Here is a 19,968-nt window from a genome sequence, read left to right on the forward strand (position 1 = left end):
CCGCGCGCGTCCGGCGCATTTCATCGGCTCTCCTGTGGCCGGCGAGGCTGCGCGCTGCGGTACAGAATTTCTTCTATCACGGCGTACAGGACGCCGACGAGGAAATAACCATGACTCAGTCAGCCCCCTGCGCAGACGTTTGTCTGTGCCGCAGTGCCTACGGGCCGGTCGCCGGCCGCCCGACAGCGATACCAACCCGTTTTTACCGCCGCCTGAGCAGCAGTTTCCCTGCGGCCTCTCTGAATGACGTTGCACGGTTGACAGCAGAGGACCAAGAGGGGAAATGCCATGACGATTAAAGCCATCGACGGCGGCCCGGCGGGCAAACCGCAGCTGCGCAAATCCCTCAAGCTGTGGCAGGTGGTGATGATGGGCCTGGCCTATCTGACGCCGATGACGGTGTTTGACACCTTCGGGATCGTCTCCGGCCTCACCGACGGCCATGTGCCGACCTCCTATCTGCTGGCGCTGGCCGGCGTGCTGTTCACCGCCATCAGCTATGGCAAACTGGTGCGCCAGTTTCCCACCGCCGGCTCTGCTTATACCTATGCGCAGAAGGCGATCAACCCGCACGTCGGTTTTCTGGTGGGGTGGTCATCGCTGCTTGATTATCTGTTCCTGCCGATGATCAATACGCTGCTGGCGAAGATTTACCTGACCGCGCTGTTCCCGGAAGTGCCGCCCTGGGTGTGGGTCGTGGGCTTCGTTATCCTTATCACCGCCATCAACCTGAAAAGCGTCAATTTGGTGGCCAACTTCAATACCCTGTTCGTATTGGCGCAGGTGGCGATCATTCTGGTGTTCATCTATCTGGTGGTGCGCGGCCTGCACAACGGCGAGGGGATGGGCACGGTGTGGAGCCTGCGGCCGTTCCTCAGCGAGAATGCGCATCTGCTGCCGATCATTACCGGCGCGACTATTCTGTGCTTCTCGTTCCTCGGTTTTGACGCGGTCACCACGCTGTGTGAAGAGACGCCCGACGCCGCCAAGGTGATCCCGCGCGCCATCTTCCTGACCGCGCTGTACGGCGGGGTGATCTTTATCAGCGTCTCGTTCTTCATTCAGCTGTTTTTCCCGTCCATTCAACGCTTTCACCAGCCCGACGCCGCGCTGCCGGAGATCGCGCTGTACGTCGGCGGCAAGCTGTTCCAGTCGATCTTCCTGTGCGTGACCTTCATCAACACGCTGGCCTCCGGCCTGGCGTCGCACGCCAGCGTATCGCGCCTGCTGTACGTGATGGGGCGTGACAACGTGTTCCCGGAGAAATTCTTCGGCTATATCCACCCCAAATGGCGCACCCCGGCGCTGAACGTGCTGATGGTCGGGCTGGTGGCGCTGTCAGCGCTGTCGTTCGATCTGGTGACCGCCACGGCGCTGATCAACTTTGGTGCGCTGGTAGCCTTTACCTTCGTTAACCTGTCGGTGATCAGCCACTTCTTCATTCGCGAAGGGCGCAACAAAAGCTGGAAGGATCGCTTCAACTTCCTGTTCCTGCCGTTGGTGGGGGCGCTGACGGTGGGGGTGCTGTGGCTGAACCTGGAGAAAAGCTCGCTGACCATGGGGCTGATCTGGGCGACACTGGGCTTCGGCTATTTGGCCTGGCTGACCCGACGCTTTCGCCAGCCGCCGCCGCAGTTGGAGCGGCAACCGCAGCAATAAATTCACAGGCGGGAGTATCCCGCCTTTCTTTTTGGCACGTGCGGCAGTAGAGTGAAAAACCTGATAAAAAATAACCCATTGGACCTGTCTTATGCCCGCTTTGCCCTCGCGTACCCGCGCCACGTTGTTCGGTTTGTTGGCCATTGTGCTGTGGAGCAGCGTGGTTGGCCTTATTCGCAGCGTCAGCGAAGGGCTGGGGCCGATCGGCGGCGCGGCGATGATCTACAGCGTCAGCGCGGTGTTTTTGCTGGTGGCGCTCGGCGTGCCGAAATGGCGCAGCTTTCCGCGGCCTTATCTGATCGTCGGCAGCCTGCTGTTCGTCAGCTACGAGATCTGCCTGTCGCTGTCGCTCGGCTACGCCAATACCCGCCTGCAGGCGATAGAAGTGGGCATGATCAACTACCTGTGGCCCTGTTTCACCGTGCTGATGGCGCTGGCGCTCAACGGCCAAAAGGCGAAATGGTGGCTGCTGCCGGGACTGCTGCTGTCGCTGTTCGGCATCGGCTGGATCATGAGCGGCGAGGGCGGCTGGTCACCGGCGCAGATGCTGGCCAACGTGCGCAGCAATCCGCTCAGCTATACGCTGGCGTTCAGTGGCGCAGTGATCTGGGCGCTGTATTGCAACCTGACCAAGAAGATCGCCCAGGGCAGCAACGGTGTGGTGCTGTTCATCGTGCTGACCGCGCTGGCGCTGTGGTTGAAGTATGCCTTCAGCGCAGAAAGCGGCATGCAGTTCAGCGCTGGCGTGACCGTAACGCTGCTGTGCGCCGGAGTGGCGATGGGGGCGGGGTATGCCGCCTGGAACGTTGGCATTTTGCACGGCAACATGACGCTGCTGGCCACCGTCTCTTATTTCACCCCGGTGCTGTCGGCGGTGTTCGCCGCGCTGGTGTTGCATACCTCGCTGACCGCCAATTTCTGGCAGGGCGTAGCGATGGTCACGCTTGGCTCGCTGATCTGTTGGCGGGCAACTCGCGGAAATTAACGGAAATTATCCGCCGTCGGCGCAATGTTGAACTAGAATTTAACTAGCCATGTTGCCTGAAGGAACGACGACGATGAGAAGCGACATTCAATTTATTCAACAGCCTGAAATCGACGTGCATCACTATGAGCGCGGCGATACCGTGCGCCTGACCACGGCGAATCTGCGGCACGAATATCAGCTCGACGTTTATATTTTGCGCCGCGACGACAAGCTGATTTACGGTTCGGTCGTCGCGGCGGCGCCCAAGACCGACATTCCGGTTGCCAACTGGGAGGTGAAAAACGGCGAAGAGGTGGCGTTCCGCCAGGAAAACATCGCCAAGGCGGTGCCGGCGGTAAACTGATCTCAGCTTTCGCGCCGCAGTTGTTTACCGAGAAACATTTTTCGATAGTCCGCCGGCGTTACCCCCAGCCGGCGGATAAATGCCCGCCGCATCAGCTCTGCACTGGAAAAACCGCAATGCGCCGCCACCTGTTTTGGCGCCAATACGCCGAGCTCCAATAACCTGCGCGCTTCGGCGATGCGGGCTTCCTCGAGCCATTTAGCGGGAGAGGTGCCGACCTCGTTGCCGAACAGCCTGCTGAAATGCCGCGGGGTGACGCCGGCGCGTTCCGCCAGGCTGGCTACGTTGTGCGGTAACCCGATATTGTCTATCGCCCAGCGTTGCACTTCCTGCAGCATTGAGCGCCCGGCCAGGGTCGCCTGTTCCCGATAGCTGAATTGCATCTGCCCGCCGGGACGGCGGAAAAACATCACCAGCTGGGCCGCGACCCGCTGCGCGATCTCACGCCCTAAATCGTCTTCCACCATTATCAGCGCCAGATCCAGCCCTGAGGTCACGCCAGCGGCAGTCTGCAGGCGCCCGTCACGCACATAAATGGCGTCTTTATCCACCGTGACCTGAGGATAGCGGCGACACAATTGATCGGCTACCGCCCAGTGGGTGGTGATTTGCCGCCCATCCAACAGGCCGGCCTCCGCCAGCAGAAAAGCGCCGCTGCACACCGAGCCGTAGCGGCGAGTGCGGGGTACCACTCTGCGTAGCCAGTCCAGCGTGCGTGTTTCGCTTTCGCCGTCGGCGATACCCGGTGCACCGGCGATGAGCAACGTGTCGAGCGCCTGTTCACGCCATTGGGTGATGGCGAGATCCGGCACGAGTTTGACGCCGGATGAGGACACGATCGGCGCCAGCGTCTTTCCGACTACCTGCAGATGATAGGCGGCATAGCCGGCTTGCAGATTGGCCTCGGCGAAAACATCCAGCGGACCGGAAACGTCCAGCAGCTGCACCTGTGGCACGGCGAGAATAGCGATGGTTTTACTCATGGCATGCGATATCCCGATGGATGGGGGATGTCCCTAATCGTTGATTAATGGCAATTGAGGACATTCAGTGTAACGCCTAATCTAACCGGGTTCCAGACAACGGGAGAATCAAGTTATGAGTTTAACCATCAACGGCATCAGCGTGCCGGATAGCGCGATGGCGCGTCAGGCGACCGAGTTAGTGCGCGACACCGAATCAGATCTGCTGTTTCACCACTCCAGCCGGGTGTATTACTGGGCGGCGCTGGCGGGGCAGCAGCGCAAGCTGGCTTACGATCCTGAACTGCTGTACGTCGGCTGCCTGTTTCACGATATGGGACTGACGCACGATCACTGCAGCTGCGACAAACGTTTCGAAGTGGATGGCGCCGATGCGGCGGCCGAGTTTTTACGCGGGCACGGGGTCAGCCGTCAGGATATCGATCGGGTATGGACGGCGATCGCGTTACACACCACGCCGGGGATCCCGGAATACATGCACCCGCTGATTGCGCTGGTGACCGCGGGGGTAGAGATGGATGTGTTAGGGATCAATTACCAGGGCTATGACGCGACGCTGCGAGAGCGGGTAGTGGAGTTGCATCCCCGCGGGGCAAACTTCAAGGAAGCGATTATTCAGTCGTTTTACGACGGGATTCGACATAAGCCGGACAGCACCTTCGGCAACGTCAAAGCGGACGTGCTGGCGGATAAGGAACCGAGCTTTGTTCGCGGTAATTTTTGCAGCCTCATTCGTCGTTCGATGTGGCCAGCGTGATCGGCTGCCGCTTCTCTCTCGCCGGCGAGTTTTCGCCGGCATTTCCCGCTTGAATGCCGTACTCCTCTTCATTGCCGGTTGATGACAGTTGGCTCAAAAACTGCGCTAAAAATCGATGTGCATGACAAAAATCACAGCGAATGTGAATTTGAATGAAACATAATTTGACAAATGTGAACGCAATCGATTACCTATTCGCGAAATGCGTAACTGGATCACAGATTCTTACAGTCAGTGGTTTCTATAATGCGCGCGTCATCCGAGTTTCTGTGTGAAGACAACGCCAGGTGTCGGCAGACTCATTGTCATCTTTTCTAAACGGGCAGGAAATGGCCCTTTAAGCATGTGGTAATAAAATGAAAAAAATAGCTCTCGCAGCAGGTGTACTGCTCGCAGCGTCTTACAGTGCATCATCAATGGCTGATAGCAAAGACAGTCAATATGTCTCCGACTGGTGGCACCAGAGCGTTAACGTGGTGGGCAGCTACCACACCCGTTTCGGACCGCAGCTGAATAACGACGTGTATCTCGAATACGAAGCCTTCGCCAAGAAAGACTGGTTCGACTTCTACGGTTACGTTGACGTGCCGAAGTTCTTCGGCGTGGGCAATACCCCGGATCGCGGCATCTGGGACAAAGGCTCCCCGCTGTTTATGGAGATTGAACCGCGCTTCTCCATCGACAAGCTGACCGGCACCGATCTGAGCTTCGGTCCGTTCAAAGAGTGGTACTTCGCCAACAACTACATCTATGACCTGGGCCACAACGCCGACGGTCGTCAAAACACCTGGTACATGGGTCTGGGCACCGATATCGACACCGGCCTGCCGATGAGCCTGTCGATGAACATCTATGCCAAATACCAGTGGGAAAACTACCAGGCTGCCAACGAGAACAGCTGGGACGGTTACCGCTTCAAGGTGAAATACTTCGTGCCGCTGACCCAGGTGTGGGGCGGCAACCTGAGCTATATCGGCTTCACCAACTTCGATTTCGGTTCCGATTTGGGCAAGGACAGCCATTGGGTTGACGGCACCGGCAAACAGGTGCGCACCAGCAACTCTATCGCCTCCAGCCACATTTTGGCGCTGAACTACGATCACTGGCACTATTCTTTCGTGGCGCGTTATTTCCATAACGGCGGCCAGTGGCAGGATGGCGCGGATATCGGTACCCCGCAGGGCCCGATCAAGTCTACCGGTTGGGGTTATTACCTCGTGGTCGGCTATAACTTCTGATTTTCCGTGCTATCAGAAACAGAAAACCCCGCCTGGCGGGGTTTTTTTGTCATCACTGTGCTTGTTCAACCGGGAGATGCTTCACCGGCATAAACAGCCTGCCTTTGATCACGTGACATTCATTATTTATCCAACTAATGATTTGTTCACGGCTGACGCCTTCCGACTGCGCGTAACGATGAAGATCGCCGTTAAAGTGTCGAGTGATGTATTCCATGAGGGTCATTTGCACGTCTTTTGCTCCTGAACGCCCACCCGTTGCCAGCCTGGCCACCGCGGGAGGTTGAGGTTTCTCAGACAGCGAATGTAAATTATCGGCAACCAAATCTCAACATAAAGCACCAGATTGGGGCGACGGCGGCGGGAAAAAGAATCCCGCACGGAGAGGCGGGAAGTGTTCGCTATTATCATTATGGATGATAAGAATAAGATTTGAGGTGCGACGAAAAAGAGCACGCTAACTCTTTTTTGTTACCTTCCCACGCTAGCGTAAGGCTTATTTTTCTTCAAGAAAAATCTGAGACAAGCATCGGCATTTTCGAGGCGTTTTGCGTTGAGACAAGGTTTGAAAGCGAATGCCGTAAAAGCGCGCCGTTATCTCGGAGTTTTCCTTATACTTTGTCTGGAAAAGGCTAGCTATAGTCAACAGAGTTACCCACGCAGGAATACACAACATGAACAAACGTCGTACGACTCTCACGGTGTTAGCGCTGATTGCATCGCTGGGGTTGTCATCCGCCCCGGCCTTGGCCGACAAAGGCGGCAATGGTAACGGCAACGGGAACGGCCATGGCAACAGCGGCAATAACGGTAACCATGGCAACAACGGTAATCACGGCAACAAAGGCAATAAAGATAAAGGCGGCTATAGGAACGACGATAATCTGGTCTCCGTCAGCCTTTCGCGCGACCGCGCCCGTTCGCTGGCGCACAACTACGGCCTGACCGGCTATAGCTCGCTGCCACCGGGCATCGCCAAGAATCTGGCGCGTGGTAAACCGCTGCCGCCGGGCATCGCCAAAAAAGTGGTGCCTTACTCGATGCTGCGTGAGTTGCCGCAGTACCCGGGTTATGAGTGGCGTATCGCCGGCGACGATCTGGTGCTGGTCGCACTCAGCACCGCGATTGTGGCCTCCGTCATCAACGGCGTGTTCGACTAACGCCGGTTGGGTCTCATCGGGCCTCGCTGCGGCGGGGCCTTTTTTATTTGCCGGCGCAGGGCTGACGTGGTGAACTTGGCGCCTGACCTTTTCACTGCATCATAAGGGAGGCGCCATGTTCAGGGCGTTATTGATAGCCTGCTGTTTGACCAGTTTTCCAGCGTTGGCAGACGGCGCTGCCGCCATCGGCGAACTGGTGAACCAACGGCTGTCGTTGATGAAAGACGTTGCCGGTTACAAGGCGCAGCAGCATTTGCCGATCGAAGACCTGGCGCAGGAGGCGAAGGTGTTGGCCAGCGCGCAGGCGGAGGCGGGGCGTTTGGGGCTGGAGCCGGCGTCGGTGCGGCCTTTTATCGCCGCGCAGATGGACGCCGCCAAGGCGATTCAGTACCGCTATCGCGCCGACTGGCTGGCGAGCCCGGAGCCCGGCTGGCAGCCACGCCCGTTGGCGCAGGTGCGCCCACAGATCGCGCAGCTGAGCAGCCAGATATTGCAACGGCTGGCGGAGCGACTGCGTACCGGCCCGCTCGGCGAGGCGGATCAGGCGGCGTTTATGGCGTCTGTGGATCAGGTGAATCTCAGCGCCGCCGACAAGCGGCGGCTGGCGGATGCGCTGCTGGCGGTCAGAACCGGCAGCGCACGCTGAGCGTCAGTCGCGGCCGACGGTGCTGCGGCGGAAGGTCAGCATCCGGCTGCGGTTGGCGATGAGATCCACGTTGTAACCGCGGAAATAGAGGCAAAAGCGTTTCAACCATGGGCCGTCCTGGCACTCCACCAGCATGCGGCCCTGGCCGAGCGGGCTGAGCGTGCCGGTCTGCGCCGCCGGGCCGACGCCAATATGCACCCGATTGCCGCGAATTTCAAAGGCGGTGCGATAGTGCGGGTGATACCACAACCCCTGCACATGCTTCAGGCAGTCGCCGTTGGCCGTGACCGGCAGGAAACGGCGCGCCACATGCCCGACTTCACCCTCGACCGCTTCGCCGGTCCACTTCAATTTGATTGGCATATGGGCGGACAGCGACACCGCGTAGCCGTCTTCGCCCTGATACAGCGGTTCATCGCTGCCCAGATAGGCCAGGTTGCCGTCTTTGACCTCCAGCCAGTGCGGCTCCGCCAGCGTGGCGTAGAGACCGTCGGGGATCGCCGTGCTGCGCTGCGGCAAAGGTTCGCCCAGCAGCGCTGCCATCACCTGCAAAGCCATCCCGAAACTGTCGCAGTCTTCGCGGTTGGCCACCAGCGCAACGCCGACCTGGCGATCGGGCGCCAGCAGGAAATAGGTTTTGTAACCGGCGTGGGAACCACCGTGGCCGAGCAAGCGGCGGCGGCCTAGCGGCGTCTGCGCCAGCCCCAGTCCATAGGCGCTGAGCTGACCCTGATTGAGGCGGCGCGGTGCGCCGAGTTGCGCCAGCACGCCCTGGCCGGGGCCCTGGTCGGCCAGCAGCGTTTGCAGCCAGCGGGTGAGGGCGTTGAGGCTGCCGGTCAGGCTGCCGGAGGCGGAAAGGTGCAGACCGGCGCTGGCGTGTTGCCAGCCCCGCGCCGCACGCCAGTAACCCGGCACCAACCCTGGCACCACGTCGAACCAGCTTTCCGGCGCTTGCATCTGCACCTGCAGCGGCCGGACAATGTGCTGTTGCACCAGTTGGTCGAAATCATACCCTTTGCTGCGCAGCGCGGCCTCCAGCAGCCGATAGCCGGTATTGCTGTAGGCGATCTCGCTGCCGGCTTCATAGTTCAATCTTTCCAGCCCCTCGACAAACTGCATCACCGGCTGCGCCTCGCTGACGGCATGCAGCGATATGCCCAGCAGACCGAGCGTCTCGCGCACGTCAGGCAGACCGCCGGTCATGTCCAGCGCCTGGCCGACGGTAACGTCCGCCAACGCGGGCTGCAGGGTGGGCAGCAGTTCGCCCAGGCGTTGTTCGAGTCGAATGGCGCGATCGGTGGCGTTCAGCGCCAACGCGGCGAAGATGTGCTTGGTCACTGAGGCGTAGCGCACCACGCTGTCGGCGGTGAAGGGGGTATTCTGCGCCAGATCGGCCAAGCCGGCACTGGCGGTGGCGCGGAGTTGTTCGGCGTCAAACAGGGTGATGGCGCCGCCGGGTTCGCCACGCCGTTGCCAGCCGGCCAGCAATTGTTCGGCGAGGGCGCCGGCAGCGCGCCAGTTTAACGGTGTTACAGACATAGGGCCTCCAGAGTGATGGTTCGAAACGGGCCAGCTCGGCCACACGCCGCCCAGCGCTGACGATGAGCGCGGGCTTTTCGGCTGATTGTGGCGCAGCGCGTTTTTCGTCGGCCGCTGTTTTGTGCGCTGTTTAGACCAGTCAGTAGGGAATCACGCGAAACTTTGATATAGCGCGCAGATTGCGGCTGACGTTACGGTTAAGGACAGGGAGAGGAACAGGCGCCCGGCGGCGCCTGTAAAGGGGATCAGTTCAGTCTGGCGGCGCTGTCCAACAGGCCTTCAATCATCTGCTTGAGCAGGCGCTGCAGCGAGGCGGCGCGCTGCGGTTCGAACGCGAAAGGATACTGTTCGGACATGTAGTTGACCTGCGCCAGCTCGAGCTGGATCGCATGCTGTTGCTGCTGCGGTTGGCCGTAGGCGCGGGTGATGTAACCGCCCTTGAAGCGGCCGTTCAGCACGTGGGTGTACTGCTGTTGCTGCTCGCAGCAGGCGACCAGCCGATCGCTCAGCGCCTGGGCGCAGCTTTCACCGCCGTTGGTGCCGAGGTTGAGATCCGGCAGTTTGCCGTCGAACAGCCGCGGGATCACCGAGGCGATGGAGTGCGCGTCGAACAGCAGCGCATAGCCGTGCCGCGCTTTGAGGCGTGCCAACTCGTCCTGCAGCTGCTGATGATAAGGTTGCCAAATTTGCTGCAGATAGCCGGCGCGTTCTTCGTCCGTCGGCGCTTTGCCCGGCAGGAAGCTTGGGCGGCCGTCGAACAGCACATCGGGATACAGACCGGTGGTGGCGGTGGTGTACAGCGGCTTGTCGTCCGCCGGGCGATTCAGGTCGATGACGAAGCGCGAATAGTTGCCGACCAGTACGCTGGCGCCCATCGCCCGGGCGAAGTCGTACAGCTGTGGAATGTGCCAGTCGGTATCGGGCAGCGGGCGGGCATCGTCGGTCAGCCCGGCCTCGACCGCCGGCGTCAGTTGCGTGCCGGCGTGTGGGATGCTGATCAGCAGCGGCAGGCTGCCGGTCTGGAAGCTAAAAGGATCGCGAATGGTCATTGACGTACTTCTCCTCGGAAAATCACCGTACAGGGCAGCTGGCCGCCCAACCAATAAGCCAGTTCCGCCGGCCGCGACAGGGGCCAGTGAACAAAGTCCGCCACCTTGCCGGTTTCCAGCGTGCCGTGGCTGTGTTGCAGCCCCAGCGCTTTGGCGGCGTGGGTGGTAACGCCCGCCAGCGCTTCTTCCGGCGTCAGGCGGAACAGCGTGCAGGCCATGTTGATCATCAGACGCAGCGACAGCGCCGGCGACGTGCCAGGGTTGGCGTCGCTGGCGATCGCCATCGCCACGTGGTGCTTGCGGAACAGCTCTACCGGCGGGCACTGGGTTTCGCGCAGCAGGTAGTAGGCGCCCGGCAGCAGCACCGCCACGGTGCCGGCGTCGCCCATGGCGCGGGCATCTTGCTCGGTGGCGTATTCGAGATGGTCGGCGGAGAGCGCGTGATGGCGAGCCGCCAGCGTGCTGCCGCCGAGGGCGGAGAGTTGCTCGGCGTGCAGTTTGACCGGCAAACCGGCGGCTTCGGCGGCGGCGAAGACTCGCTCCACCTGCGCCGGTGAGAACGCCAGGTGTTCGCAGAAGGCGTCAACCGCATCCGCCAGGCCGGCGGCGGCGGCCTGAGGGATGATGGTATCGCAGACCAGATTGATGTAGTCGTCGGCGCGGTTTGCGTATTCCGGCGGCAGCGCATGGGCCGCCAGACAGGTGGTTTTCACCTCGACCGGCAGCCGCTCGCCCAACTTGCGCGCCACCCGCAGCATTTTCAGCTCGCTTTCCGGGCTGAGGCCATAGCCGGATTTGATCTCCACGCAGGTGACGCCTTCCGCCAGCAGCGGACGCAGGCGGAACAGCGCCTGCTCCAGCAGCAGCGCTTCGTCGGCCTCGCGGGTGGCTTTCACGGTGGAGATAATGCCACCGCCCTGTGCGGCGATGTCGGCGTAGCTTACGCCGTTCAGCCGCTGTTCGAACTCGCCGCTGCGGTTGCCGCCGAACACCAGGTGCGTGTGGCAATCAACAAAGCCGGGGGTGATGATGCCGCCGTCGAATTTCACCGTTTCGTCCGCGATCAGGCCGGGCGGCAGCGCCGCATGTTCGCCAATCCAGACGATCTTGCCGTCGCGTACGGCGATCGCGCCGTCGGTCAGGGTGTGATAGTTGCCGTCGCGCATGGTGACGATATCGGCGCCGTGCCACAGGCTGTCGCAGTGAATCTCAGACGTCATTGCTTTCCTCCGCCGGAGCCGCAGCTCCCACATGGTTGTATATACAATTAAAAACAACCTAACGCATTCACCGGGATGTCACAAGAGGCGGGAGAGATTTTGTTATCAGGATGTGATCGACCGCGGAGATGCGGGCGCAGGGCGCGCCCGCCGGGGATCAGACTTCGCTGGTGAAGCGGCCGAACAGTTGATAACGGCTGCCGGGGTACAGCAGCCGGGCCGAGGTCACCACGGTTTTGCCGGACCAGGTGCGGCGATGGATCAGCAGGCCGGGTTCGTGGTCCTCCAGCTGCAGCAGCTCGCGTTCGCGCCGGGTGGGGATCACCGCTTCGACGATGTGTTCGCCGGCGGTCAGCGGCGCGGCCTGCGTCAGATAGGCGTAGGGCGTGACGCGGTCGAAATCCTGCTTCAGGTAATCCGGCGCCACCAGCGGATTGACGCAGCGGTCTTCCACCTGCACCGGCACGTCGTTTTCGTAATGCACGATCTGGGAGTAGAACAGCCGTTGGCCGGGCTGGATGCCGAGCGCCGCCGCCTCTTCCTCGCTGGCCGGGCGGGCCTTCAGCTCGAGGATCTTGCTGCTGTGGCGATGACCGCGCGCGGCGATCTCATCGGCGATGTTGTGCACTTCCAGCAGCGCGGTGTGCGCCTTGGCTTCGGCGACGAAGGTGCCGACGCCCTGCATGCGAATCAAAAAACCTTCGCTGGTCAGCTCGCGCAGCGCGCGGTTGATGGTCATGCGGCTGACGCCCAGTTCCGCCACCAGTTCACTTTCGGAGGGCACGCGCTGGTGCGGTTGCCAGTGCCCCGCACGGATTTGATTCACGATCGCCTGTTTGACCCGTTGGTAGATCGGGGCGGGGGCATCGCTCATTGCAGCCGCCAGTTGTAACACGGTCTGTTGTTCAGCCACGATGTTAACCTCGTCAAATAAAAAAATAATAACACCAGTTTACTGTTGATGTCGGCGTATGTATATGTATATACAACTAGTGGCCGTCGCGCCAGAAACTTGCCGGCGACCGCCAAAAATTCCTGAAGACGCGCCATCGCCGCGCCTTATTCGCCGTTACATTAACCGTGGAATACTGCCATGCCTGCTTATTTTGCCCCACGCGCTTTGCTCCCTGAGGGCTGGGCGCATAACGTCCGGCTGGACGTCGATGCGCAAGGTTATCTGACTCAAGTTACCGCCAACGCTGAGCCGCAAGGCTGCATTCGGCTGCATGGCGATGCGGTGCCGGGCATGCCGAACCTGCACTCCCACGCCTTTCAGCGCGCGATGGCCGGGTTGGCGGAAGTGGCGGGCAACCCGCAGGACAGCTTCTGGACCTGGCGCGATCTGATGTACCGCCTGGTGCAGCGCCTGACGCCGGAGCAGGTGGAGGTAGTCGCCCGTCAACTGTATATCGAAATGCTCAAGGGCGGATATACCCAGGTGGCCGAATTCCACTACCTGCATCACGACGCCGACGGCAAGCCTTACGCCGATCGCGGTGAGATGACCGGCCGCCTCAGCGAGGCCGCGCATCAGGCCGGCATCGGCATGACTATGCTGCCAGTGCTGTACAGCTACGCCGGTTTTGGCGCCCAGCCGGCCCAGCCGGGGCAGAAACGGTTTATCCAGGATGCCGAAAGCTATCTGCATCAGCAGCAGGTGATTGCCCGTCAGCTGGCGGATCGCCCGTTGCAGAACCAGGGGCTGTGCTTCCACTCGCTGCGTGCGGTGGAGCTGGGGCAGATGCAGCAGATTTTGGCCGCGTCGGATCGCACCTTGCCGGTGCATATTCATATCGCCGAGCAGCAAAAAGAGGTGAACGACTGTCTGGCGTGGAGCGGACAGCGCCCGGTGGCCTGGCTGTATGACCACCTGCCGGTCGATCAGCGCTGGTGTCTGGTGCACGCCACCCATCTGGATCGCGACGAGCTGGAAGCGCTGGCGCGCAGCCGCGCGGTGGCCGGCCTGTGCCTGACCACCGAAGCCAACCTCGGCGACGGCATTTTCCCTGGCGACGCTTACCTGCAGCAGCAGGGGCGCTGGGGCATCGGTTCCGACAGCCACGTTTCGCTCAACGTGGTGGAAGAGCTGCGCTGGTTTGAATACGGCCAGCGGCTGCGCGATCAGCGTCGTAATCGCCTGACGACACCGGAACAGTCGGCGGTGGGCGATGTGCTGTACCTGCAGGCGCTGCAGGGCGGCGCGCAGGCGTGCGGCGCGCCGATCGGCCGGTTGCAGAGCGGCTATCGCGCCGACTGGCTGGTGCTGGACGGCGACGATCCGTATTTGGCGGCGGCGCCGGATGCCTCGATCCTCAATCGCTGGCTGTTCGCCGGCGGCAAGGAGCAAATTCGCGACGTGTTCGTCGGTGGCCGGCAGGTGATCGAGCAGGGGCGGCACGCGCTGCAACAGCAGAGCAGCGCAGAGTTCCTGCAGGTGCTGAAAACCTTTCAGCAGGAGGCGTAATGAGCCTGACCCGTTTTAACTTCGCCGCGCTGCCGGTCAGCCCGTGGCGCAACGGCGGTGGGGAAACCCGTGAAATCGTCAGCTGGCCGCCGGGCGAGCCGGATTTCGACTGGCGCGCCAGTATCGCCACCATCGCGCAGGACGGGCCGTTTTCCGCCTTTGCGGGCATCGATCGTTCGATAACGTTGCTGGAAGGCGACGGCGTGCGGCTGTTCAGCGCCGGGCATGTCGACCATCAGTTGGCGCGTATCGGGGAGCCGTTCGCCTTTTCCGGCGACGTGGCGCTGGAAGCGACGCTGCTGGGCGGCGCCAGTCAGGATTTCAACATCATGACACGCCGCGGCCGGCAGGCGGCCGAGGTGCGGCGCAGCACGGCGCCCGTCACCCTGTCACCCAACCGGGCGGGCGTGCTGTATGTGCTGAGCGGCGTTTGGTCGCTGCCGGAGGGCGGCGAACTGCGGGCGCGCGAGGGTGTCTGGTGGACGGCGGCGGGCGGCGAAGTGGCGCCGCTGACGGCCGACGGCGCGATCCTGTGGGCGAACATCACAGCCTGCTAACGCAGAGTAGAGTCCTGCGCCCGGTTATGGGATTATTCACTTTTCCCCATTAATCATAAAGAAGGGCGCATGGCTTCGCTGAAAGACGTCGCAAAACTTGCCGGAGTCTCGTTGATGACGGTGTCTCGCGCCATCAATGAACCCGGCAAGCTGCGGCCGGAAACCTATCACCGCGTCAAACAGGCGATCGACCAGTTAGACTACGTGCCGGATCTGTCGGCGCGGCGTATTCGCGGTGACGGAAATCGCGTGCAGACGCTCGGCGTGCTGGCGCTGGACACCGCCACGACGCCGTTCTCGGTGGAAATGATCCTGTCGATTGAAAAAACCGCGCGTGAGCGCGGCTGGAACAGTTTCGTCGTCAACCTGTTTGCCGACGACAACGCCGAACAGACCGTCGATCTGCTGTTGGCGCATCGACCGGATGGAGTGATATTCACCACGATGGGGCTGCGTGAGGTGACGCTACCGGCCAAACTGCTGGACAAAAAGCTGGTGCTGGCCAACTGCGTCAGCCCGGCGCATGCGATCGCCAGCTACATTCCTGATGATGAGCAAGGGCAGTATGACGCCACGCGCGCGCTGATCGCCAAAGGCTATCGCGCGCCATTGTGCATTCATTTACCGGCGGATACGCTGGCGGCGGGCTTGCGCCGCCGCGGTCTGGAACGCGCCTGGCGCGAAGCGGGGCGCGATGTTGAACAGCTGCGGCAGTATCATCTCGATCTGAGCGCCGGCGATCAAAGCTATCGCGACTGCGTCGCGTTGCTGGAGCGGCATTTCTCAGCAGAACGGCGCGATTGCGATGTCGTGGTGTGCGGAAACGATCGGATAGCGTTTCTGGTGTATCAGATATTGCTGGCGCAAGGATGGCGGATACCGCAACAGGTGGCGGTGCTGGGCTACGACAATATGGTCGGCACCGGTGAGCTGTTCCTGCCGGCATTGACGACGGTGCAGCTGCCGCATTACGAGTTGGGCCGTCTTGCGGCGCTGCATGTGATTGAGCGGCGGGAACAGCGTGATACGGTGAAAGTGCCTTGCCCGCTGTTGGAGCGTGGTTCGCTGTAGCCACACCGGGCGCGCCGCTGCGCGCCCGGCGCTCATTCCCATTACCCCCAGATGCTCGCCAACTGCCATCCCGTGATGGGCTCGAACTGCGCCCGGCCGCCTTCGGCGAACAGGCGGAGACGGCGATCGCCCGCCGTCGGATAGAAGCGGCTGGTCAGGCAGGCCTCTCCCTGATTCACGAAGATTTCCAGCGATGAGCGATCGATAAAGATCCGCAGCGACAGGATGTCACCCTCCGGCAGCGGCACACTGCGGCAGGTGCACAGGGCGGGGTTTTCATGAAAACGCTCCAGCACCAGTCGGTGCGCCTGATTGTCGACAAACAGGCGCGCCGCACTCCCGATAGCCAGCCCGTAACGCTCGGCGTCGTTGTCGGCCGGCCTCAACGTCAGGGTGAGTTCCTGCACGTCGTTCGTCAGCGGCAGATGCTGATTGGTCAGCGTCTGCGCCAAAAACGTGTGTGGCTCTCGGCGCAGCGCCGCCAGTTCACGCGCCGGGTTCATGCGGACGCTGCCGTCGGCGGCCAGCGTCAGTTCGCGCGGCAGGGTGAGGGCGCCGGCCCAGCGATGCGCTTTGCTGGGCATTGGGGATTCCCACATATCCATCCAGGCAAACAGCAGCCGACGGCCGTCGGCGGCGGTGAAGGTTTGCGGCGCATAGAAATCGTGGCCGGCATCCAGCTCACAGAAGGGCTGGGTCACCGTAAAGTCGCCGTCCGGCCGCCAGTGGCCGAGCAGATAGCCGCTCTGGAAGCGATTGCGATAGCGGTAGCCCTGCGCCGCCACCCCCTGCGGCGAAAACAGCAGCAGGTGTTGCTCCCCCAGCGGGAAGAAATCCGGGCATTCCCACATATAACCCTGATGCGCCGTTTGCGCGCCGGCCAGCACCCGATCGAAGCGCCAGGCGCGCAGGTCGGCAGAGCGGTACAGGCGCACCTGGCCCAGGCCGTTTTCTTTGGCGCCGACCACCAGCCACCATTCGCCGTTTTCGCACCAGACTTTCGGATCGCGAAAATGCTGAATGCCGTCCGGCGGGGCCAGTACCGGCCCGTGTTTGATGAAGCGTATGCCGTCTTCGCTGGTGGCCAGACATTGCACTTCCCGCACCTGGCTGTCGTCACCGGATTCGCCCAGCCACACGTGGCCGGTGTAAATCAGCGTCAGCACACCGTTGTCATCTACGGCGCAGCCGGAAAAGCAACCGTCTTTGTCATAGGGCGCATCGGGTGCCAGGGCGATGGGCTGATGCTGCCAGCGTATCAGGTCGCGGCTGGTCGCGTGCCCCCAGTGCATGGGGCCCCAGTGTTCGCTATAGGGGTGATGCTGGAAGAAGGCATGATAGACGCCGTCAATACAGATCAGGCCGTTGGGATCGTTGAACCAGCCGGCGGGCGGCGCGAGATGGAACTGCGGGTAGTAATCGTCTCGGCGCTCTGCACGCAGGGCTTCGACCGCATGGTCGGCTTGAGCTAAGGCAGTGTTCATTGGACAGACTCACTTGATTTAATGGCGGATTGAAAGGGGGCTACGCTGGCGGAACGTTCGCCGCGCAGCAGGAAACAGGAGACAAGCGTCGTGGCGGCGACCGCGCAGCCCATCAGCAGATAGGTGTCGGCAAAGCCGATGCGGTCATAACCGTAGCCCGCCAGCGGCGACAGGAAGCTGGCCATCACCTGGGTGATGAACTGGAAGCCTACCAGGTACAGTGTGGAGGAGAGTCGGCTGTCAAAGCGGCTCGCGATGTATTTGAAGATAGCGATCAGCAGGATTGGCAATTCTACGGCGTGCAGCAGTTTCATGGCGGAGATCATCAGGGCGCCGCTGACTAAGCCGGAACCGAACATGCGCAGCGCCATCACGCCACCGGCCAGCAACAGCCCCTGTTTGGCGCCGATGCGGTTCACCAGCAGCGGCGCCAGGAACATGCCGCCGGCCTCGAGGAAGACCTGCAGCGAGTTGAGAAAACCGTACATCTCGTTGCCCTGTGCGCGAGAAGCGAACTGTGAAGCGAAGTAGACCGAAAATTGCTGATCGAAAACGTTGTATACGCTGATCCCCAGCACAAACACCACCAGTGCCCAGAAGCCGGGCATGCGCAGCAGCGCCAGCGCGTCCTGCAGCCGCAGGTTTTCCGGTTTGCCGAACGCCAGGCCGGTCATGGCGTTCGGCTTCAGCTCGCGTACCTGGCTGAGCAGCACCAGGAACACCACGGCGGCGGCGGAGGCCAGCCAGAAATTGATGTTCGGATTGATATTGAAGATAAAACCGGCCACAAAGGTGGCGCTGGCCCAGCCGAGCGAGCCCCACATGCGGGCGCGGCCGAATTCGAAACCGCTGATGCGGCTGACTCGCTCGGTATAAGATTCCAGCGCGCCGATACCGGCGAAGAAGGTCGCGCCGATGAACACCCCGCCGACCAAAGCGCCGAGCGGCAGGCTGCTCGCCAGCAGCGGGGCGTAAACGTAGATAAAGAACGGGCCGGTCAGCAGCAGCATCACGCCGAGAAACTGCAGCAGGTGTTTGCGCAGCCCAAGTTTATCCTGAATAAACCCGTACAGCGGCTGGGCGCACAGCGCCACCAACGAGATAGCGGAGAAGATCAGGCCGGTCTCGGCGCCTTTCAGGCCGATCTTCTGATTCAGCCACAGCGAGATCAGCGAAAAGCTGGAAGACCAGGTGAAGAAAAAGAAGAACAGCAGGCCGCTGAGCAGCACGTAATATTTTTTAGTTTCGCGGTTCATGGGTAGGGCCCCGGTGAGTGAAGTTAGCTCTATTGTTAACGTTAACTCGCGAAGGGATGAAGCGGCCAGATATCACGCATGAGATGTTAATCACAAAAGTTAACGTTAACATTTGTGCCTTGTGATCGAGGTCACGAGTTGGCAAGGGGGCGATGTGCCCCCGGAGGATTAACGTTCGTTCAGCGAGCGCAGATGATCGTCGCGGCGCAGCGTCATCAGCGCAAACAGGCTGACCACCGAGGTGGCGACCACGTAGTAGGCGGGAATGTCGATATTGCCGGTCTGTTTGATGAGGCCGGTGATAATCAGCCCGGCCGAGCCGGAAAACACCGCATTGGACAGCGAGTAAGCCAGCCCCAAGCCGGTATAACGCACCCGGGTCGGGAACATTTCCGCCAGCATCGCCGGGCCGGGGCCGGCCAGCAGGCCGACTACGGCGCCGGCGACCATCACTGCCAGCCCTTTGGCCCACAGTGAACTCTGCGCATCCTGCAACAGGTGCAGCAGCGGGAAGGTGAACAGGATCACCGCCGCCACCGCCGTCAGCATCACCGTTTTACGCCCCAGTTTGTCGCTGATGATGCCCGCCGGCAGAATGGTCAGGGCGAAGCCGACGTTGGCCAGCACCGTCGCCACCAGCGCCTGCTGGAAGGTGGCGTGCAACGAGGTTTGCAAATAGGAAGGCATCACCACCAGGAAGGTATAGCCGGCGGCCGACCAGCCCATCATGCGGCCGATGCCGATCAATATGGTTTTCGCCACGCCGCCCAAGCTCGCCTCCTGCGGTGCGGCGCTGTGTTCCGCGGCCTGTTGCGCCTGGGTAAACGTGGGCGTCTCTTCGAGCTTGAGCCGCAGCCACAGCGCCACAGCGCCCATCGGCAGCGCCAGCAGGAAGGGAATGCGCCAGCCCCAGTCATGCAGCTGCTGCACGCTGAGCAGCGCGGCCAGCAGCGCCACCAGCCCGGCCCCGGCCAGCAGGCCGAGCGCGACGGTCAACGATTGCCAGGCGCCGAACAGCCCGCGTTTGCCCTTCGGGGCGAATTCGGTCATCAGTGATACGGCGCCGCCGAATTCGCCGCCGGCGAACAGCCCCTGAAACATGCGCAGCAGCGTCAGCAGCAGCGGGGCGGCGATGCCGATCGAGGCATAGGTCGGCATGACGCCGATCAGTGCGGTGGCCAGCGTCATCAACAACAGAACCGCAATCAGCGTCGGGCGACGGCCGATGCGATCGCCGATGCGGCCGAAGATCACCGCGCCGATCGGCCGGCAGAAAAACGCCAGCGCGAAGGCGGCGTAGGTGAGGATCAGGCTGGTGACTTCATTTTCACCCTGCAGCGTGAAAAAATTGGCGGCGATGACGGTAGCCAGGAACCCGTACACCCCGAACTCATACCATTCGATAAAGTTGCCAACCGAGCCGGCTAGCAACGCCTGACGCGAACGGCGCGCGTCGAGAGTCTGTTGATTCATCCCCGTTCCCATACATTTGAATTATTGTTCGTCAGTTCTAAATTTATACGACAAAACAATCAATTGATTTCAGCGGGAACT

At 61.4% G+C, this 19,968-nt stretch carries 19 protein-coding genes; 10 read left to right on the plus strand and 9 right to left on the minus strand.

Annotated features, from left to right (window positions below; genetic code table 11):
* Positions 1–288 precede the first annotated feature (288 nt).
* The 3 genes from ACMGGW_RS08875 (at position 289) to ACMGGW_RS08885 (ending at position 2,990) form a co-directional block, all read left to right on the plus strand.
* Positions 289–1,659, plus strand: coding sequence for an APC family permease (locus ACMGGW_RS08875; protein WP_025302554.1), 1,371 nt, complete (start codon positions 289–291; stop codon positions 1,657–1,659).
* A 91-nt stretch (positions 1,660–1,750) separates the two neighbouring features.
* Entirely contained in the window at positions 1,751–2,644 is an 894-nt protein-coding gene (gene yddG / locus ACMGGW_RS08880; protein WP_025302555.1) for an aromatic amino acid DMT transporter YddG, read from the plus strand.
* A gap of 73 nt (positions 2,645–2,717) precedes the next feature.
* Positions 2,718–2,990 (plus strand): hypothetical protein, encoded by a 273-nt coding sequence (locus ACMGGW_RS08885; protein WP_025302556.1) that lies wholly within the window; start codon positions 2,718–2,720, stop codon positions 2,988–2,990.
* A gap of 2 nt (positions 2,991–2,992) precedes the next feature.
* On the opposite strand, the gene ACMGGW_RS08890 is transcribed toward ACMGGW_RS08885, so the two are convergent.
* A complete protein-coding gene (locus ACMGGW_RS08890; RefSeq protein WP_089180817.1) occupies positions 2,993–3,973 on the minus strand; it encodes a GlxA family transcriptional regulator in 981 nt (326 codons plus the stop codon).
* A 115-nt stretch (positions 3,974–4,088) separates the two neighbouring features.
* Between ACMGGW_RS08890 and ACMGGW_RS08895 the strand changes: the two genes are divergently transcribed.
* Complete coding sequence (locus tag ACMGGW_RS08895) at positions 4,089–4,730, plus strand: HD domain-containing protein (RefSeq protein WP_197831927.1); 642 nt, start codon at positions 4,089–4,091, stop codon at positions 4,728–4,730.
* 356 nt (positions 4,731–5,086) lie between these two features.
* Positions 5,087–5,968, plus strand: coding sequence for a nucleoside-specific channel-forming protein Tsx (locus tag ACMGGW_RS08900; RefSeq protein ID WP_004941293.1), 882 nt, complete (start codon positions 5,087–5,089; stop codon positions 5,966–5,968).
* A 52-nt stretch (positions 5,969–6,020) separates the two neighbouring features.
* On the opposite strand, the gene ACMGGW_RS08905 is transcribed toward ACMGGW_RS08900, so the two are convergent.
* Positions 6,021–6,200 (minus strand): hypothetical protein, encoded by a 180-nt coding sequence (locus ACMGGW_RS08905; protein ID WP_025160261.1) that lies wholly within the window; start codon positions 6,198–6,200, stop codon positions 6,021–6,023.
* Positions 6,201–6,642: 442 nt separating this feature from the next.
* Between ACMGGW_RS08905 and ACMGGW_RS08910 the strand changes: the two genes are divergently transcribed.
* Together ACMGGW_RS08910 and ACMGGW_RS08915 are read left to right on the plus strand one after the other, a co-directional pair.
* Positions 6,643–7,128, plus strand: a complete 486-nt coding sequence (locus ACMGGW_RS08910) for an anti-virulence regulator CigR family protein (protein WP_025302560.1) — start codon at positions 6,643–6,645, stop codon at positions 7,126–7,128.
* A 115-nt stretch (positions 7,129–7,243) separates the two neighbouring features.
* Positions 7,244–7,774, plus strand: coding sequence for a chorismate mutase (locus tag ACMGGW_RS08915; RefSeq protein ID WP_049204074.1), 531 nt, complete (start codon positions 7,244–7,246; stop codon positions 7,772–7,774).
* A gap of 3 nt (positions 7,775–7,777) precedes the next feature.
* Here ACMGGW_RS08915 and ACMGGW_RS08920 read toward each other — a convergent pair whose 3' ends face one another.
* The 4 genes from ACMGGW_RS08920 to hutC form a co-directional block, all read right to left on the minus strand.
* A complete protein-coding gene (locus ACMGGW_RS08920) occupies positions 7,778–9,313 on the minus strand; it encodes a serine hydrolase domain-containing protein (RefSeq protein ID WP_060432924.1) in 1,536 nt (511 codons plus the stop codon).
* Between the two features lie 245 nt (positions 9,314–9,558).
* Positions 9,559–10,362, minus strand: a complete 804-nt coding sequence (gene hutG, locus ACMGGW_RS08925) for an N-formylglutamate deformylase (RefSeq protein ID WP_025302562.1) — start codon at positions 10,360–10,362, stop codon at positions 9,559–9,561.
* Positions 10,359–11,582 (minus strand): imidazolonepropionase, encoded by a 1,224-nt coding sequence (gene hutI, locus ACMGGW_RS08930; RefSeq protein ID WP_151428455.1) that lies wholly within the window; start codon positions 11,580–11,582, stop codon positions 10,359–10,361. Before hutI ends, hutG begins: the two co-directional genes overlap by 4 nt.
* A gap of 157 nt (positions 11,583–11,739) precedes the next feature.
* A complete protein-coding gene (gene hutC, locus ACMGGW_RS08935) occupies positions 11,740–12,495 on the minus strand; it encodes a histidine utilization repressor (RefSeq protein ID WP_049204077.1) in 756 nt (251 codons plus the stop codon).
* Positions 12,496–12,675: 180 nt separating this feature from the next.
* On the opposite strand from hutC, the gene ACMGGW_RS08940 reads away from it, so the two are divergent.
* The 3 genes from ACMGGW_RS08940 (at position 12,676) to ACMGGW_RS08950 (ending at position 15,674) form a co-directional block, all read left to right on the plus strand.
* Positions 12,676–14,046: a formimidoylglutamate deiminase gene (locus ACMGGW_RS08940; RefSeq protein WP_025302565.1), complete on the plus strand. Its 1,371-nt coding sequence runs from the start codon at positions 12,676–12,678 to the stop codon at positions 14,044–14,046.
* Complete coding sequence (locus tag ACMGGW_RS08945) at positions 14,046–14,603, plus strand: HutD family protein (protein ID WP_197770143.1); 558 nt, start codon at positions 14,046–14,048, stop codon at positions 14,601–14,603. Before ACMGGW_RS08940 ends, ACMGGW_RS08945 begins: the two co-directional genes overlap by 1 nt.
* A gap of 69 nt (positions 14,604–14,672) precedes the next feature.
* A complete protein-coding gene (locus tag ACMGGW_RS08950; RefSeq protein WP_197831928.1) occupies positions 14,673–15,674 on the plus strand; it encodes a substrate-binding domain-containing protein in 1,002 nt (333 codons plus the stop codon).
* 41 nt (positions 15,675–15,715) lie between these two features.
* Here the strand turns inward: ACMGGW_RS08950 and ACMGGW_RS08955 are convergent, their stop codons facing one another.
* From ACMGGW_RS08955 to ACMGGW_RS08965, 3 genes are all read right to left on the minus strand, one after another.
* Positions 15,716–17,158, minus strand: a complete 1,443-nt coding sequence (locus ACMGGW_RS08955) for a sucrose-6-phosphate hydrolase (RefSeq protein WP_197831929.1) — start codon at positions 17,156–17,158, stop codon at positions 15,716–15,718.
* Entirely contained in the window at positions 17,155–18,414 is a 1,260-nt protein-coding gene (locus ACMGGW_RS08960; RefSeq protein WP_197831930.1) for an oligosaccharide MFS transporter, read from the minus strand. Before ACMGGW_RS08960 ends, ACMGGW_RS08955 begins: the two co-directional genes overlap by 4 nt.
* Positions 18,415–18,582: 168 nt before the next feature.
* Entirely contained in the window at positions 18,583–19,887 is a 1,305-nt protein-coding gene (locus ACMGGW_RS08965; RefSeq protein ID WP_197831931.1) for an MFS transporter, read from the minus strand.
* Between the last annotated feature and the right edge of the window lie 81 nt (positions 19,888–19,968).

Origin of the sequence: Serratia sp. BNK-4 (assembly GCF_048685115.1) — a bacterium.
Taxonomy (GTDB): Bacteria; Pseudomonadota; Gammaproteobacteria; order Enterobacterales; family Enterobacteriaceae; genus Serratia; species Serratia bockelmannii.